The sequence below is a fragment of the Pedobacter superstes genome (genome assembly GCF_037622515.1).
GTDB lineage: Bacteria > Bacteroidota > Bacteroidia > Sphingobacteriales > Sphingobacteriaceae > Paradesertivirga > Paradesertivirga superstes.
Genome location: NZ_JBBJCN010000003.1, coordinates 662164 through 677886, shown reverse-complemented (window position 1 = coordinate 677886; position 15723 = coordinate 662164). Strand labels below are relative to the sequence as shown.

Annotated in this window: 14 protein-coding genes; 5 read left to right on the top strand and 9 right to left on the bottom strand. The window is 38.6% G+C overall.

The window, feature by feature from the left end; genetic code table 11:
* Position 1: 1 nt before the first annotated feature.
* From WG906_RS11765 to WG906_RS11735, 7 genes are all read right to left on the bottom strand, one after another.
* Positions 2-583 (bottom strand): 5-formyltetrahydrofolate cyclo-ligase, encoded by a 582-nt coding sequence (locus WG906_RS11765; RefSeq protein ID WP_339992818.1) that lies wholly within the window; start codon positions 581-583, stop codon positions 2-4.
* Between the two features lie 116 nt (positions 584-699).
* Complete coding sequence (gene efp / locus WG906_RS11760; RefSeq protein WP_339992817.1) at positions 700-1260, bottom strand: elongation factor P; 561 nt, start codon at positions 1258-1260, stop codon at positions 700-702.
* Between the two features lie 88 nt (positions 1261-1348).
* Entirely contained in the window at positions 1349-1966 is a 618-nt protein-coding gene (locus WG906_RS11755) for an ABC transporter ATP-binding protein (protein WP_339992816.1), read from the bottom strand.
* Between the two features lie 98 nt (positions 1967-2064).
* Positions 2065-2847: an acyl-ACP--UDP-N-acetylglucosamine O-acyltransferase gene (gene lpxA, locus WG906_RS11750; RefSeq protein ID WP_339992815.1), complete on the bottom strand. Its 783-nt coding sequence runs from the start codon at positions 2845-2847 to the stop codon at positions 2065-2067.
* 1 nt (position 2848) lies between these two features.
* Positions 2849-4255, bottom strand: a complete 1407-nt coding sequence (locus tag WG906_RS11745) for a bifunctional UDP-3-O-[3-hydroxymyristoyl] N-acetylglucosamine deacetylase/3-hydroxyacyl-ACP dehydratase (RefSeq protein ID WP_339992813.1) — start codon at positions 4253-4255, stop codon at positions 2849-2851.
* A gap of 17 nt (positions 4256-4272) precedes the next feature.
* Complete coding sequence (lpxD, locus tag WG906_RS11740) at positions 4273-5310, bottom strand: UDP-3-O-(3-hydroxymyristoyl)glucosamine N-acyltransferase (RefSeq protein ID WP_339992812.1); 1038 nt, start codon at positions 5308-5310, stop codon at positions 4273-4275.
* Between the two features lie 71 nt (positions 5311-5381).
* On the bottom strand, positions 5382-6620 hold the full coding sequence (locus WG906_RS11735; protein WP_339992811.1) for an HD domain-containing protein: 1239 nt from the start codon (positions 6618-6620) through the stop codon (positions 5382-5384).
* Positions 6621-6718: 98 nt separating this feature from the next.
* On the opposite strand from WG906_RS11735, the gene porX reads away from it, so the two are divergent.
* From porX to WG906_RS11710, 5 genes are all read left to right on the top strand, one after another.
* Entirely contained in the window at positions 6719-8269 is a 1551-nt protein-coding gene (gene porX / locus WG906_RS11730; RefSeq protein ID WP_339992810.1) for a T9SS response regulator signal transducer PorX, read from the top strand.
* A gap of 24 nt (positions 8270-8293) precedes the next feature.
* On the top strand, positions 8294-8713 hold the full coding sequence (gene tsaE, locus WG906_RS11725; RefSeq protein WP_339992809.1) for a tRNA (adenosine(37)-N6)-threonylcarbamoyltransferase complex ATPase subunit type 1 TsaE: 420 nt from the start codon (positions 8294-8296) through the stop codon (positions 8711-8713).
* Positions 8714-8779: 66 nt separating this feature from the next.
* Positions 8780-9991 (top strand): alanine dehydrogenase, encoded by a 1212-nt coding sequence (locus WG906_RS11720; RefSeq protein ID WP_339992925.1) that lies wholly within the window; start codon positions 8780-8782, stop codon positions 9989-9991.
* 64 nt (positions 9992-10055) lie between these two features.
* On the top strand, positions 10056-11021 hold the full coding sequence (locus WG906_RS11715; protein WP_339992808.1) for a YihY/virulence factor BrkB family protein: 966 nt from the start codon (positions 10056-10058) through the stop codon (positions 11019-11021).
* Between the two features lie 30 nt (positions 11022-11051).
* Positions 11052-12833 (top strand): DUF885 domain-containing protein, encoded by a 1782-nt coding sequence (locus WG906_RS11710; RefSeq protein ID WP_339992807.1) that lies wholly within the window; start codon positions 11052-11054, stop codon positions 12831-12833.
* 85 nt (positions 12834-12918) lie between these two features.
* On the opposite strand, the gene WG906_RS11705 is transcribed toward WG906_RS11710, so the two are convergent.
* Both WG906_RS11705 and WG906_RS11700 read right to left on the bottom strand, forming a co-directional pair.
* Entirely contained in the window at positions 12919-13647 is a 729-nt protein-coding gene (locus WG906_RS11705) for a DUF4197 domain-containing protein (RefSeq protein WP_339992806.1), read from the bottom strand.
* Between the two features lie 74 nt (positions 13648-13721).
* Entirely contained in the window at positions 13722-15593 is a 1872-nt protein-coding gene (locus WG906_RS11700) for a vWA domain-containing protein (RefSeq protein WP_339992805.1), read from the bottom strand.
* Positions 15594-15723 lie beyond the last annotated feature (130 nt).

Genomic DNA, 15723 nt, shown 5'->3' with positions numbered 1-15723 from the left:
GTTAAATGAGTGAGGTGAACCTCCAGATCTCATTTGGAGTAATACAGAGATCTAAGGGAATATCATATTCATTAACATCTTCAAATTTTTCTTCCGGTTCAAAGTAAGAAGTTCCCGCTTTAATTACATCCGGCCGGCAATCAGATAAAAACCTGTCATAAAATCCCCTACCATACCCCAGCCTGTGCCCCAGGCGGTCAAATGCCAGTAGGGGTACAATTACCGCATCAATTAGTTTTGAATCAATTTCTTCGCCATATTCAGGCTCCGTAATTCCCCATTGGTTCATTGATAAAGGCGTGTCTTTCTCCCAAAGAATATTAGTTAGGCTATGATCTTCAGTATTGCTTTTGGGAAGTATAAATTTAAGCTGAGGGAATTTAGTCGAAAGATGCTCTTTAAGTAACAGGCTGTTAAACTCATGTTTCCCGGTAATCGGATAATAGATGTGGACAAATCTTATAGCGTCGAGTTTCAGCGTGTCAAAACGGGCTACAATGGCTGAACTTAGGCTTTCCAGCTCATCAGGCAGCAAATCTTTCCGCTTTTGTAAATACACCGATCGAAGTTCTTTTTTAGTCACTGAGCTAAGTTAAAATAAATCAAACGAATGTAAATCGATTGGTTTGTATCGTATGTAATAAAAAAGGCGATCTCAAACTTCTATGGAATCGCCTAATCAAGTTAAACCGTCTTAAGTTACTTTACTCTTTCTATGTAATCACCGGTGCGGGTGTCAACTTTTATTTTGTCTCCAAGGTTAATAAACATCGGAACCTTGATTTCCACTCCTGTTTCTACTGTGGCGCTTTTAAGGGCATTGGTAGAAGTATCACCTTTCACCGCAGGCTCTGTATAAGTTACCTCAAGTTCAACACTTGTCGGGGCTTGTGCTATTATCGGCTCATCACTTTCAAAGGCGATAATAACATTCATTCCGTCTTTTAGAAAACGTGCAGAGTCTCCGAATAAAAATTTTGGAATATTGAACTGCTCGTAGGTGGAATTGTCCATTACCACAAAAAAATCACCCTCATCATATAAATATTGATAGTCATTAGTTTCTACCCGGCAAATTTCAACCTCTTCGTCTGTTCGAAAGCGATATTCGACAAGTTTACCTGTTTTTACATTTCGCATTTTGGCCTGGTAAAAAGCACGAAGGTTGCCCGGGGTACGGTGTAAAAATTCTTCTACTGTTACCAGTTCTCCATTAAATCTTAGAACATTTCCGCTTTTTACATCTGAAGCTTTTGCCATAAAAATCTTGATTTTGGGTTACAAAGATATTGATTTCGGTGCTGACAGGAAAAGTAAATTTAAGATTTGAAGGTTCTGGGGTCTCTTGTTATTTATAATCTGAGATCCTTAGATGGTTTTTGCAGAAGGAATATTCATGCTCCTGGTTGGAGCATACAATCACAATTCTATTGGTGCTGTATTGTTGAATTAAATTCAGGTACCAGGATATTGCTTCCGCATCCAGATTCGAAGCTGGTTCATCAAGCAGCAACATGGGAGTATCAGAGCAAATGGACAGGGCAAGTTTTGTACGCTGCTTCATGCCTGATGAAAAATACTTGAGTGCTTTGTTTTTAGAGCCTTTTAAATCCAGTATTTCTAAAAGCCTGTTTTTATTCAGGTCTTTACTATAAGATTTAAATTTAAAGTGGAAATTTATCATTTCGGATAATGTAAATTCCTCAATCAGCTCAAGATAAGGCGCTGCGATGCTTAAAGACTGATATACTTCGTCAGGATCCATTGATTTACCATTTGAAGCAATATCTATTGATCCTTTTGATGGAGTAAGGTTACCTGCAATAAGCTGAAGCAATGTAGATTTACCGGAACCATTACGGCCCAATATGGCATAAGTATTTCCCTGTTCAAAAGAATAATTTACATCTCTGAATATCCAATCCCGGTTAAACCGGCGTCCGATATTTGTTAATGTAATTTTCATTAGAGGCGATTTATTTTATAGGGGCGATAAAGCTTGCATAAGCTTGTAAGTGGGTTGAAATGACAAGCTTTATGCAAGTTTCCTGTTTCCAAGGTCTATCAGGCGCCGGTAAATCCTCTCATAATTCCTCGGTTAGAATTTCTGATGAAATCAAGTATTTCATCTCGAATTTCTGTAGGTTGTTTTTCTGCTTCAATGATATCTAAGGCTGCGCTTACATTATAATTTTTTACAAATAGCGTACGATAAATATCTTGTATCTCATTGATATCGTCGGAGCTATAACCTCTTCGACGAAGTCCAACAGAGTTTATTCCAACATAAGATAGTGGCTCTCTGGCGGCTTTAACATAGGGAGGCACATCTTTACGTACTAAAGATCCGCCGGTTACGAATGCGTGGGAGCCTACATTGCAAAACTGATGGATAGCAACCATTCCGGCTAAAACAACATAATCTCCAACGGTGATATGACCTGCCAGCGTGGTGTTGTTGGAGAAAATACAATAATTGCCTACTTCACAATCGTGTGCAATATGGCAGTAAGCCATAATCAGGCAATTGTTTCCAATTTTAGTTTTCCAGCGGTCTTTTGTGCCTCTGTTTATGGTTACACATTCGCGGATAGTGGTATTATCGCCGATTTCTACTGTTGTATCTTCGCCGCTATATTTTAAATCCTGGGGTGCTCCAGAGATTACAGCGCCAGGGAAAATACGACAGTTTTTTCCGATTCTGGCCCCATCCATAATAGTAACATTGGGACCAATCCATGTTCCTTCACCAATCTCAACGTTCTTATGGATAGTAACAAACGGTTCAATAACAACATTGTCAGCAATTTTTGCCTGTGGGTGAATATATGCGAGAGGTTGGATCATTTTAGATTTCTTCAGTTGGTCTTCTTACAATTTGGGCCATTAATTCCGCTTCCACAACTATTCTGTCCCCTACTAATCCTATCCCCTTCATTTGCGCAATACCCCGTCTTATCGGTGCAAGTAAATCACATTGAAATATCAGAGTGTCACCAGGAACAACTTTGTCCTTAAACCTGGCGTTTTCTATCTTAAGGAATAAAGTTATCCAATTTTCAGGATCGGGTACTGTATTTAAGACCAGTATTCCGCCTGTTTGTGCCATTGCTTCAATTTGAAGAACTCCTGGAAATAATGGAGAGCCGGGAAAATGGCCTTTAAAGAACTCTTCGTTCATGGTAATGTTCTTTAAACCAACTACATGACTTTTAGTTAGTTCGAGAATTTTATCGATCATCAGAAATGGCGGCCTGTGAGGGAGAATATTCATGATCTGAACGGTATCATAAACAGGTGTAGCATTTGGATCGTATAGCTTTACTTTCTTTTTGCTGCGTTCCTTTTTTATTTGTGCTTTTATTTTTTTTGCAAAGGCAACGTTGGCTGCATGGCCTGGTCTGGCAGCCATGATATGCCCCTTTAGCGGCACTCCTACAAGCGCCAAATCGCCAATCATATCTAATAGTTTATGACGGGCGGGTTCGTTTTGATGACGAAGTTCAATATTATTTAAGATGCCTTCCTTTGCTACATCGATATCCTTTTTCTTAAATAAGATACCCAGTTTTTGCAGCTCTTCTTTGCTTACTTCTTTATCTACAACTACTATAGCATTATTTAAATCACCACCTTTTATCAGATCGTTCTCCAAAAGCATTTCGAGTTCATGAAGAAAACAAAATGTTCTGCTTGAGGAGATTTCTCTTTTAAATTCAGAAATAGTTGTGATGGCTGCATGCTGGCTCCCCAAAACCGGCGAATTATAATCGATCATACAAGTGAAGCGATAATCATCTAAGGGCATGGCTACCATCTCTACTTTTCGGTCAGGCTCCGAATAATGGATGTTGTGAGGAATATGGTAATACTCTCTTTCTGCATCTTGCTCTTCGAAATCCGCAGCCTCTAAAGCTTCGATAAATTTTAAAGAACTGCCATCCATAATTGGAGTTTCCGGACCATCTAATTCAATAAGGACGTTGTCGACTTCTAGTCCTACTAATGCAGCTAATACATGCTCAACGGTATTAACACTGGCACCGTTTTGAGATAAATTAGTTCCTCTCGATGTATCAGTAACGTTGTCAACATCAGCCTCAACAATGGGCTGACCTTCAATATCAATTCGTTTAAATTTATAACCATGATTCTCCGGGGCAGGCTTAAAAGTCATATTTACCGCTTGCCCTGTGTGCAATCCGGTTCCGGAAATAGTGATTTCAGTTTTGATCGTTCTTTGCTTGATCGTCATTTTTTAGATAATAGCGATTATATTTTATTTTTTTCCTGAAGCTTGCGCTCTAACTCTTCGATTCTGCGTTCTAAATCAGGCAATCGATTTAGTACAACTTGTGCTCTCATGTGTTGATTATAAGTAGTTGCAGGCGCGCCCGCCCATTTTTTTCCTTCGTCCTCTATCGAGCGGCTAATACCGGATTTTGCTTGTATTTGGGTGCCTTTAGCAAGGGCAATATGTCCAACAATGCCAACCTGCCCGCCTATTACACAGTTTTCTGCTATTTTAGTACTTCCCGAAACGCCGGTCTGAGATGCGATCACCGTATTTGCACCAATATCTACATTATGTGCAAGTTGTATTAAATTATCGAGTTTAACACCTTTGCGAATTACTGTGGAACCCATAGTTGCCCGGTCGATCGATGTATTCGATCCAATTTCAACGGAGTCTTCAATAATCACGTTTCCGATCTGGCTTACTTTTGAATAAGTGCCGTCAGGTTGCGGTGCAAAACCAAATCCGTCGCTGCCAATCACCGTACTTGAATGAATAATAACATTATTCCCGATTTTACAATCGTAATAAATTTTAACACCAGGGAAAAACGTGGAATTATTCCCGACAATAACATTGTCGCCAACGTAGACCTGTGGGTAGATTTTGCTGTTATTTCCTATAACCGCATTCGCTCCTATGTATGCAAATGCTCCGATATAAACATCCTTGCCAATTGTAGCTGTTGGGTGAATAAATGAAGGTTGTTCGATGCCGGTTTTGTCGAGTTTTAAAGTATTGTACTGTTCTAACAGTATCGAAAATGCGCTATAGGCATCTTTCACCCGAATTAAAGTGCTCGTATAATGAGCTGAAGGGATGAAGTCAGAACTTACAATAACAATTGAAGCTTTGGTTTGATATAGGTAGGGCTCATATTTTCTGTTTGCCAGAAAAGAAAGACAGCCTTCAGTTGCTTCTTCAATTTTAGCTAGTTGATCTACTGTAACGTCCGGATTTCCATCCACTGTACCATTAAGTAAAATTCCGATCTGTTGGGCAGTAAATTGCATCGCCGCAAATTTAGGTGTTATTAGTATATGAACAAATTTTGAAGGAATTACTTCAAAAAAGACGCAGACTTTTACTGTTCTGTGAGTTTTAAGTCCTTAATATAGCAAAGAATGTGTTTTTCCACGGTTTTTGAAAGTGCTTCAAGGCTTGAGTTATCCGATGCCTGAGTGATATCTTTAACAGAACCATCTTTCATCAGGATATTTATATTTTCAGCTCCGGCCCGGTAAGCGTTATTTTTTATTGTATCAGTGAAAACAAAATAAGAAACATCGTCTTCATCGATAGGATATTTACCTAAAGCGTTATTTCCCAATATATCAATAATTTCTTTATCGGGGGCGTCATTAGTTATTTCGACCTGATATAAATTTCTGCTTAACAAGTTCTTACATAAAGTAGAAAGAATAAAGTCATTATCTGCAGCCCAAACCTTAATAGATGTAAATATATCATAATCATCTAAAAGTGTGAAGCATTCCAAATTTTGAGGGTCGTTTTTAAAATCGATTTTGCTGATGGAATTATTGAGAAAATAGGAGAAATTAGGAGTGGCAAAAAGGTTTTTACCTTTTCCCGCAAGGTGCTTTGCCCTATCCAGTATTTTTACAAGCATTTGTTCGGCAGACACTACCGTTTTATGCAGATATACCTGCCAGTACATTAACCGGCGGGCTATAAGAAATTTTTCAACCGAATAAATTCCTTTTACTTCTATGGCTAACTGACCGTTGGCTATATCAAGCATTTTTATTATTCGGTCAAATCCAATTATCCCTTCTGATACTCCGGTAAAAAAACTGTCCCGATTAAGATAATCAAGTCTGTCGATATCCATCTGGCCCGAAACCAATTGATGGAGGAATGTTTTATGGTATTTATTATTGAAGATTTCCAGGGCCAGCTCTAATTTATTGTCGAACTGCCGGTTTAAATTGTCCATCAATAAAGATGAAATGTGCTCATGCGATATTCCTTCAACAATAGTATGTTCCAGGGCGTGCGAATAAGGTCCATGTCCGATATCATGCAATAAGATAGCAATTGTGACAGCTTCTTCTTCTGCGGGTGTTATGTCGTGTCCCTTAGTTTTTAGCGTTTCAATTGCCATCCCCATAAGGTGCATAGCCCCTAATGCATGATGGAATCTTGTATGTATAGCTCCCGGATAAACAAGATGGGTCATACCCAGCTGCTTAATGTTTCGAAGTCGTTGGAAATAAGGATGAGCAATTAAGTCGAATATCAGTTCGGAAGGAACAGTAATGAAACCGTAAACCGGGTCGTTAATAATTTTTTTCTTATTCAAAATAAAGTGTTGTTTGCAAAAATTGTTAATTTATCTGATACAAAAAATTAGTTTTAGTGTTATACCTTGGCTGAGATATAAATAATTTAGCAGAAAATATGCAAGAAACTACAATTCTTTGGGCCGATGACGAAATAGATTTACTTAAGCCTCATATCATGCTTTTGAATGAGAAGGGCTATAATGTAAAAACTGTTACTAACGGCAACGATGCTTTAGATGCGTTTAAAGCGGGTTTTTATGATTTGGTATTTCTTGATGAAAATATGCCGGGCCTTACTGGTCTGGAAACACTTGCCGAGATAAAAAATATAAATCCTGATGTTCCGATTGTTTTAATAACAAAAAATGAAGAGGAATATTTAATGGAGGATGCGATAGGGTCTAAAATAGATGACTATTTAATTAAGCCGGTAAATCCGCGCCAGGTTCTGTTAACAATAAAAAAGTTGACAGAGAACAAAAAGCTGGTAAACCAGAAAACTTCAATGGCATATCAGCAGGATTTTCGAACGCTGGGAATGACATTGAACGATAATCTGAGTTTTACAGAGTGGGTGGATGTATATAAGAAACTTGTGTATTGGGAACTATCTCTTGAACAACTGGAGGATTCTGGCATGCACGAGATCCTGACGATGCAAAAATCGGAAGCAAATATGCAGTTCTGTAAGTTCATTGAAAAGAACTACCTCTCCTGGTGTAAAGACCAGGAGTCTGGTCCGGTGACATCAGATCAATTATTGAAAAAGAAGCTATTTCCGTTATTGGATACTAAAACTACTTTCTTCATTCTGATAGATAATTTAAGGTATGATCAGTGGAAGATGATCAATTCTTTGATTACAGAGCATTTCAGACTTGAAGAAGAAGACAGTTATTACAGTATTCTGCCAACGGCTACCCAATACGCACGAAACGCAATTTTCTCGGGGCTAATGCCACTTGAAATGGAAAAACGATATCCCTCTATGTGGCAAAATGATGAAGACGAAGGGGGGAAAAATTTATTTGAGGAGCAATTTCTGGCAGACAATATAAACAGGAATATTCGTCGAGATTTAAAGCATTCGTATACTAAAGTCTTAACTTTTGAACAGGGAAAGGCTGTGGTAGAGAATATTAATAATTTGTTAACAAACGAATTAAATGTAATTGTATACAATTTTGTGGATATGCTTTCGCATGCACGTACCGATATGGCGATGATACGTGAGTTGGCCAATGATGAGGCTGCCTATCGTTCTTTAACCCTGTCCTGGTTTGAGCATTCACCATTACTGGAAACTATCCGAAAGCTGGCAACCAAAAATGTTCGGCTGGTAATAACCACAGATCATGGAACAATTCGTGTGAAACATCCCAGCAAGGTTATTGGCGACAGGAATACGAACACTAATTTGCGGTATAAACAAGGTAAAAATCTAAATTTTGTGGGAAAGGATGTCTTTCTCGTAAAGAACCCCCATGAAGCACATTTGCCAAAACTTCATGTAAGTTCAAGTTTTATTTTTACTAAGGAGGATACTTATTTTGTTTACCCGAACAATTACAATCATTTTGTAAATTATTATAATGAAACGTTTCAGCATGGCGGGATCTCTCTGGAAGAGATGATCGTTCCGTATGCTACATACAGCCCCAGATAGAAAGTACTTTTTTATCTTTGTACAATGGAATTAAAAGTTTCAAACCTTAATGAGCTGCCCATAGCTGCGGAAAAGATTTTAGAGATTGCGGGAGATAACCGCATATTTCTTTTTTATGGCGAAATGGGTGCGGGTAAAACCACCTTGATTAAAGCTCTCTGTGATGCCTTGAACGTTGATGACGCGGTATCGAGCCCGACGTTTTCCATTGTAAATGAATATTCGGGGAACAATGAAATTATTTATCATTTTGATTTCTACAGAATAAAAAATGAGAATGAAGCTTTTGATTTGGGATATGAGGACTATTTGTTTTCGGGTAATTACTGTTTTATAGAATGGCCTGAAAAAATTTCTAATCTTCTTCCCGATAAATTTATGGAGTTAAAATTGCTGGAAACTTCAGAGAATGAACGTGTAATTAAGATGCAAATGTTTAATTGACATTATATTACCTCTAAGTAAATCGGATTTCGTATTTTCAGCACACTTTTTTAAAAACATGGTATGATGAGTGAACTGTCTGACATTGCAAAGCAAGCTATGATGCAGCCCCAGGAGGCAATGCTCGAGACCAAGAAAAAGAAGAACAGTCTGTACATCGGCATTCCTAAAGAAACATCTTTCCAGGAAAACAGGATCGCATTAACCCCTCTCTCTGTGGCTTTGCTTGTTAATAATGGGCATGAAGTGGTAATAGAATCGGGTGCAGGAATGGGGGCAAACTTCTCGGATAATGATTACAGTGAACATGGCGCTAAAATTCAATATGACAAGAAGGAAGTTTTTAAAGCAGATATTATCATAAAAATTGGTCCGCCTACCCAGGAAGAGATCGGAATGATGAAACCTTTTCAGGTTTTATTTTCAACCCTTCAGATGGGTTCGCTTAAAGCGGAATCGCTTGAAGCCATGATGAAGAAAAAAATCACAGCACTTTCATATGAATATCTCCGGGATGAAGGTGGATCCCTAAGCGTGATTCGCTCCATGAGTGAAATTGTTGGCGCGACGTCCGTACTTATTGCGGCGGAATATTTAAGCAATGTTTTTGATGGCAAGGGGCTGATGCTTGGTGGGATAACCGGGGTGCCACCCACCGAGATGGTTATACTTGGCGCTGGTACTGTGGGTGAATATGCAGCAAGAACGGCTATCGCTCTTGGAGCGGAAGTTAAAGTTTTTGACAGCTCTATTTATAGGCTCAGACGATTACAAAATAATATCGGTGCACGGGTATTTACGTCTGTAATTCAGCCTATTGTGCTAAATAAGGCAATTACCACGTGCGATGTAGTTATCGGAGCGATACGTGCGCATAAGGGTTTGAGTCCTTGTGTTGTAAGTGAAGAAACGGTAAGTCATATGAAACCAAATTCTGTGGTAATTGATGTGAGTATCGATCAGGGCGGTTGTTTTGAAACTTCAAGAATAACCAACCACACACATCCGGTTTTCAGAAAATACGATGTGATTCATTATTGCGTACCAAATATAGCTTCACGAGTTGCCAGAACAGCCACTTATGCCTTAACAAATATATTTTCTCCGATTTTAATGGATATTGGCGAAATGGGTGGGATTATGAATGTGATCTGGGAAAAATCGGGAGTACGTAATGCTATTTATTTATATCAGGGACATCTTACCAATAAAGATCTTGCAGAACGGTTTAATATTCCCCCAAAGGATTTAGAATTACTAATCGTCTCAAACCGATAGCTTTAAAACTTAATTAAAACACTTTTAATCAATTCTTTCTTTTTAGTGAAAAACAATTGATTGAATGAAACTTAATAAAGATTTTTTTAAGGATCTCTGGAAAATATTAGTGGGGAGTTTTAATGGTTTTTTTAACGATCGGTGCTTAAAACTCAGTGCCGCATTGTCATATTATACACTATTTTCTCTTGCTCCACTATTGTTGATGCTAATCTTTATAGCAGTTGATGTTTTTAAACATGATGCTTTTCAAGGGGAAGTTTTCAGAGGAATTAAAGGCTTCATCGGTGCTGAAGCCGCTTTGCAGGTTCAGGATATTATTAAAAATACTGCAATCTCAGGAAAATCTACCTGGGCAATTATAGTCGGCATAATAACTCTTTTTATTGGAGCCACAGGAGTTTTTCTTGAAATTCAGGATTCAATAAACCTAATCTGGAGAGTAAAAGCCAAACCAGAAAAGGGCTGGTTAAAAATGATCACCAACAGGCTTCTTTCCTTTTCTATGATCGCTACAATAGGTTTCCTTTTAATTGTATCGCTTGTTATCAATGGATTGGTTACCGCGCTTAGTGACAGATTAAAGGTGTATTTTGAAGATATTACGGTCCTGCTGGTAGAGATATTTAATTTGACTTTAACTTTTCTTATTATCACCGTGCTGTTAGCTATCATATTTAAATTTTTACCTGATGTGAAAATCAAATGGAAGGACGTACGGGCGGGGGCCATTTTTACAGCGATTTTGTTTATGCTGGGGCGTTATGCGATAGGCTTATACATTGATAAAGTTGGCCCGGGTTCAACTTACGGAGCTGCAGGCTCCTTGATTGTAATATTGGTCTGGGTTTATTACGCTGCAGCAATTTTATATTTTGGTGCTGAATTTACCCAGGTATATACAGAAAAACATGGGCGAAAAATAGAACCTGCATCTTATGCAGTTCTCGTTGTTCAAACCGAGCAGGAAAAGGATGTTAAGGTTTTGCCAAAACAAAAACAAGATGAAGGCGGAGACAAGCAAGTTTAATCTATTAAATCTACTTTTTATAAATTACAAATGAAGTTAAAAGTAATCATTCTCAGCTTCTTGCTTGCTTCTTTTGGTTGTAAACAGCAGGTTAAAGAAGAAGAGAAGGCTGAAATGAAAGAAATCACTAAGCTATTTGAAAAGTATTGGGAAGAACGTTCGCAATTTTTTCCGTTAGAAGCTACCCAACAGGGAGATAACCGGTATAATGCTGTTCTGAGAAATGACCAGACTAAGGGATTCCGGGATTCATTAGCTGTTTTTTATCAAACTTACCTGAAGGAGTTATCAGAAGTTAATCGTGAAGAGTTAAACGATAATGATAAAATCAGTTATGATATTTTTCAATATGAAATGAACATCCAGCTGGAGGGTTTAAAAACTAACCAGTGGATGATCCCATTTCAACAATTTTGGGGATTACCTTTAACAATGGGCCAATTAGGTTCTGGAGAAAGTTACCAACCTTTTAAAACGCCTGAGGATTACAAAAACTGGCTGGCGCGTATTGATGGATTTTCGGTTTGGGTCGATTCTGCCATTGTTAATTTCCGAAAAGGGATGAAAGCGGGGGTCGTTCTCCCGAGGCCTTTGGTTCAGAAAATGATTCCGCAAATGGAAGCGATGATTGTTGACGAGCCTACCAAAAGCCTGTTCTACACTCCGGTAGTACGATTCCCGGACAAGTTTTCTGAGGGAGATAAACCCGCAATTATAGATTCATTCAAAGTGGCCATTCGGGAAAAAGTCAGTCCATCGTATAAGAAACTGGCTATTTTTCTAAAAAATGAATACCTGCCGAAAACGAGGACATCGTCGGGAATAAGTGCTGTTCCGGGGGGTAAAAAACTATATCCTTATTTGGTTAAATACTGGACCACAACCAATAAAACGCCTGAAGAAATATACCAGACAGGTTTATCAGAGGTGACACGGATCAGAGCGGAAATGGATACGATTAAACAGCAGGTTGGATTTTATGGCGATTTAAAAGAGTTCTTCGAATTCATGAAAACTTCCCCCCGGTTTATGCCTTTCAAAACCCCTCAGGATGTTTTAAATGCGTTTAACGGGATCCACAAGAAAATGGAGCCACAGCTTCGATCGATGTTTGGCAAGGTGCCAAAGACTCCATTTGAAATAAGGCAAACAGAGGCTTTCAGGGCAGCTTCCGCAAGTGCAGAATACAATCAGGGATCTCCGGATGGCTCAAGGCCCGGAATATTTTATGTGCCAATCCTGGATGCCACAAAGTTTAATATTACTTCGGGTATGGAATCATTGTTCTTGCATGAAGCTATTCCAGGGCATCATTATCAGATTTCTTTGCAACAGGAAAACAAGGATTTGCCTAAGTTTCGCAGATTTGCCTGGTACGGAGCTTTTGGAGAAGGTTGGGGATTGTATACAGAATCTTTGGGTAAAGAACTCGGTTTGTACACCGATCCCTACCAATATATGGGAGCTTTGGGTGATGAGATGCACCGGGCCATCCGTTTAGTGGTAGATGTTGCTATTCACACAAAAGGTATGACCCGCGAAGAGGCCATTAAATATATGATGGATAACCAAGCTATAGGCAAAGACGCGGCGACTGCAGAAATTGAGCGGTACATGGCCATTCCCGGTCAGGCTCTTTCTTATAAGATAGGGGCCTTAAAAATCTGGGAGCTTCGCAATAAATACCAGAAGGAAATGAGAAATTTTAACTTAGCTGATTTTCATGATGAGCTTTTGAAAGATGGCGTAATGCCATTGAATGTTGCTGAAAGGAAAATGAATGATTGGGCTGCCTCGAAAAAAGGTAAGTGAGTTGCATGAATTCTTAACGAAAAAGCAGGTTTCCCATTAAGGAACCTGCTTTCTAAATCATTTACAAGAAATTCAATTATAGATCTTAACCCTTGTTTCTGTCGGCATATCCAAATACTTTCTGAAGCAGTGTAGTGTTTCTGGCTGAAATGTTTTGTCTGATCTTTAATTCCTCCTGGGCAATTTCATAAAATAATCCTTCTATTGCTTTTTGAGCTACATAAGATGAGAGATCAGGATTAATATCAGCGGTTAATGGGATTTGATTATAAGCAGTAATAGCGTCGCTCCAATATTTGGTTGCGCCCACCTTTCCCAGGCTGCTTTGAATTACCGGCTTAAACGACATCATTAGCTGATCTGTTGTAACCCGCTGAAAATATTGCGTTGCTGCATCATTCTGACGGGTTAAGAGAATATTTGTAGCATCTGCAATAGTCATTTGCTTTATTGCATTAATAAATATTGGTTTCGCCTCTCTGGCTGCATCTTCAGCAGCACGGTTGATGCTTAGAATAACATTATCAGCAAGTCTGTTTAAGCCAAGGCTTCTTAATGTACGTTCCGCTTTTTGCGCTTCCGGTGGAAACAGTAATTTAATTGCAGCATTACCAAAGAATCCGTTTTGTTCTGATAAACGTTCAGAACTATATGTTGTTCCAAACTCCAACGCCTGTTTTAAACCGAGCGCTATTTCTGCAGAGGTAGGGTTGCCTAAATTTTGCCCCAATATTTGCGCAGTTTGATTAAGTGTATCGCAACTGCTGAGTGATATACAGGCAACCAATGCGACTATTATACTAATTCTTTTCATATTTAATTCTTTTCTCTATAACGGTAAATTAACCAATTTGCTTTAAAGTGTAGAATTAAATAGAACGTTAAGGTTTAATTGCTGTCTAAAGGTTTCATTGCAGATGAGGATTTTTCTTTTGGCAACAGGGCTGAAGATTTTACTAATTGCACAAATTCATTTCTGTAGCCTTCTTCGTCATCTCCGAGGCCTGATTTTGCCCAGGAAATAACTTTCGGATAATTGGTTTCCTGAAGAAATTCTGAATCCCGTAAAAGCATGCCATAGCCGGCAACAGCGGCCGAAAATTTAAAATCTTTAGAAGTTTTATCCCAGTCGATGTTCTTGTCAAGCACTGACTTTTCGATTAATTTACTGGTATTACCAGTCGGGGTTTTGTAACGAAGTTTAACCGTAAATAACTCGTTTCCGTAAGGGGTTTTGATATCGGTTGAATTATTCTGATACTTTAAATCATCCACACTTTCCTTGAATTTGCTTTTTACGCCAACCGGGATAATTTCATAAAGAGCCGTAACTGAATGTCCTGAGCCCAGATCTCCGGCATCCTTTTTATCATTGTTAAAATCTTCTTTGTTCAGCAAACGGTTTTCATATCCTATCAAGCGATAATACTGAACTTTTTTAGGGTTGAATTCTATCTGTAGTTTTACATCCTTTGCTATGGTAAAGAGCGTGCCTCCAAATTCATTCACCAATACTTTTCGGGCTTCTGTAATATTATCAATGTAAGCGTAATTGCCGTTCCCTTTATCAGCAAGGGTTTCCATTTTGCTGTCTTTATAATTGCCCATTCCGTAACCCAATACTGTTAAAAATATCCCGCTTTTCTTTTTGTCTTCAATTAACCGTTGCATTTCTCCATCGCTGGACACACCTATGTTAAAATCTCCGTCGCTTGCAAGGATCACCCTGTTATTGCCTCCCTTAACAATATTTTCCATCGCAATTTTATAAGCCAGTTTAATGCCTGCCCCTCCTGCTGTAGACCCTCCTGCCTGTAATGCATCGAGAGCGTTTTTGATAGTTTGCTTTCTTTCTCCGGAAGTAGCAGGTAATACAAGTCCGGCGGCACCTGCATACACAACTATAGATACTTTATCTTTTTCTCTAAGCTGATCCACCAATAATTTAATAGATGATTTAACCAGCGGAAGCTTATTTGCCTGATTCATTGAGCCAGACACATCAATTAAAAAAACAAGGTTTGAGGCGGGAAGATTAGTAAGGGGTATTTTTTTGCCTTGTAATCCAATTCGAACCAGACGGTGTTGGTGGTTCCATGGTGCCGATGAAATTTCTGTATTTACCGAAAATGGGTCGTTGTTTTGTGGCTGTGGATATTCATAACTAAAGTAATTGATCATTTCCTCAATTCTTACAGCGTCTACAGGTGGGAGGTTGCCGTTATTAATATACCGACGAACATTGCTGTACGATGCCGCATCGACGTCTATACCAAATGTTGACAAAGGAGTTTGTCTGGCCTGGAAAAAACGGTTTTCGTTTATGCCATTATAAGATTCTGTATTAAAATCGGCCGCACCTCCCCTGATATATAATTTGGCGCTGCTTTGATTCATAACCCCGGCTACGCTGCCGGTTAAATCTTTTTTTTCTGTGCCATATCCAATAACAACAGCTTCTTCCAGAGTTGAATTAGACGGATTAAGAGAAACGTTAATGATCGTATCTTTTCCTATCTTAACTTCTTTGCTTTTATATCCGATGTAGCTGAAAACCAGCACCGCGTTGTCTACTGTGAGCTTGATGGAATATTTCCCATTTGAATTTGTTGCAGTTGATATGGTGGAATTTTTAACATTCACAGTTGCGCCGATTAAGGGTTGTTTATCTTTCGCATCTGTAACAATACCTGTAATTTTTTGAGCCTGAAGGGTAAAAACAACGAATAGCAAGATGATTGAAAATAGGATTCTTTTCATGATATGGAGTTTTAATTTGGATGCTCATCCGTCTCATTTTCCATAACAGGCATCGATTAAAAATTATTTGTGCTATTTTGGTCAAAACTGCATCAATAAATATATTGCTTAAGCCAAAGGTTTAATGCTA

Coding starts and splice junctions, on each gene's coding strand:
- efp (WP_339992817.1), bottom strand. CDS start 1,260: ATGGCAAAAGCTTCAGATGTAAAAAGCGGAAATGTTCTAAGATTTAAT.
- WG906_RS11755 (WP_339992816.1), bottom strand. CDS start 1,966: ATGAAAATTACATTAACAAATATCGGACGCCGGTTTAACCGGGATTGG.
- lpxA (WP_339992815.1), bottom strand. CDS start 2,847: ATGATCCAACCTCTCGCATATATTCACCCACAGGCAAAAATTGCTGAC.
- WG906_RS11745 (WP_339992813.1), bottom strand. CDS start 4,255: ATGACGATCAAGCAAAGAACGATCAAAACTGAAATCACTATTTCCGGA.
- lpxD (WP_339992812.1), bottom strand. CDS start 5,310: ATGCAATTTACTGCCCAACAGATCGGAATTTTACTTAATGGTACAGTG.
- porX (WP_339992810.1), top strand. CDS start 6,719: ATGCAAGAAACTACAATTCTTTGGGCCGATGACGAAATAGATTTACTT.
- tsaE (WP_339992809.1), top strand. CDS start 8,294: ATGGAATTAAAAGTTTCAAACCTTAATGAGCTGCCCATAGCTGCGGAA.
- WG906_RS11720 (WP_339992925.1), top strand. CDS start 8,780: ATGAGTGAACTGTCTGACATTGCAAAGCAAGCTATGATGCAGCCCCAG.
- WG906_RS11715 (WP_339992808.1), top strand. CDS start 10,056: ATGAAACTTAATAAAGATTTTTTTAAGGATCTCTGGAAAATATTAGTG.
- WG906_RS11710 (WP_339992807.1), top strand. CDS start 11,052: ATGAAGTTAAAAGTAATCATTCTCAGCTTCTTGCTTGCTTCTTTTGGT.
- WG906_RS11705 (WP_339992806.1), bottom strand. CDS start 13,647: ATGAAAAGAATTAGTATAATAGTCGCATTGGTTGCCTGTATATCACTC.
- WG906_RS11700 (WP_339992805.1), bottom strand. CDS start 15,593: ATGAAAAGAATCCTATTTTCAATCATCTTGCTATTCGTTGTTTTTACC.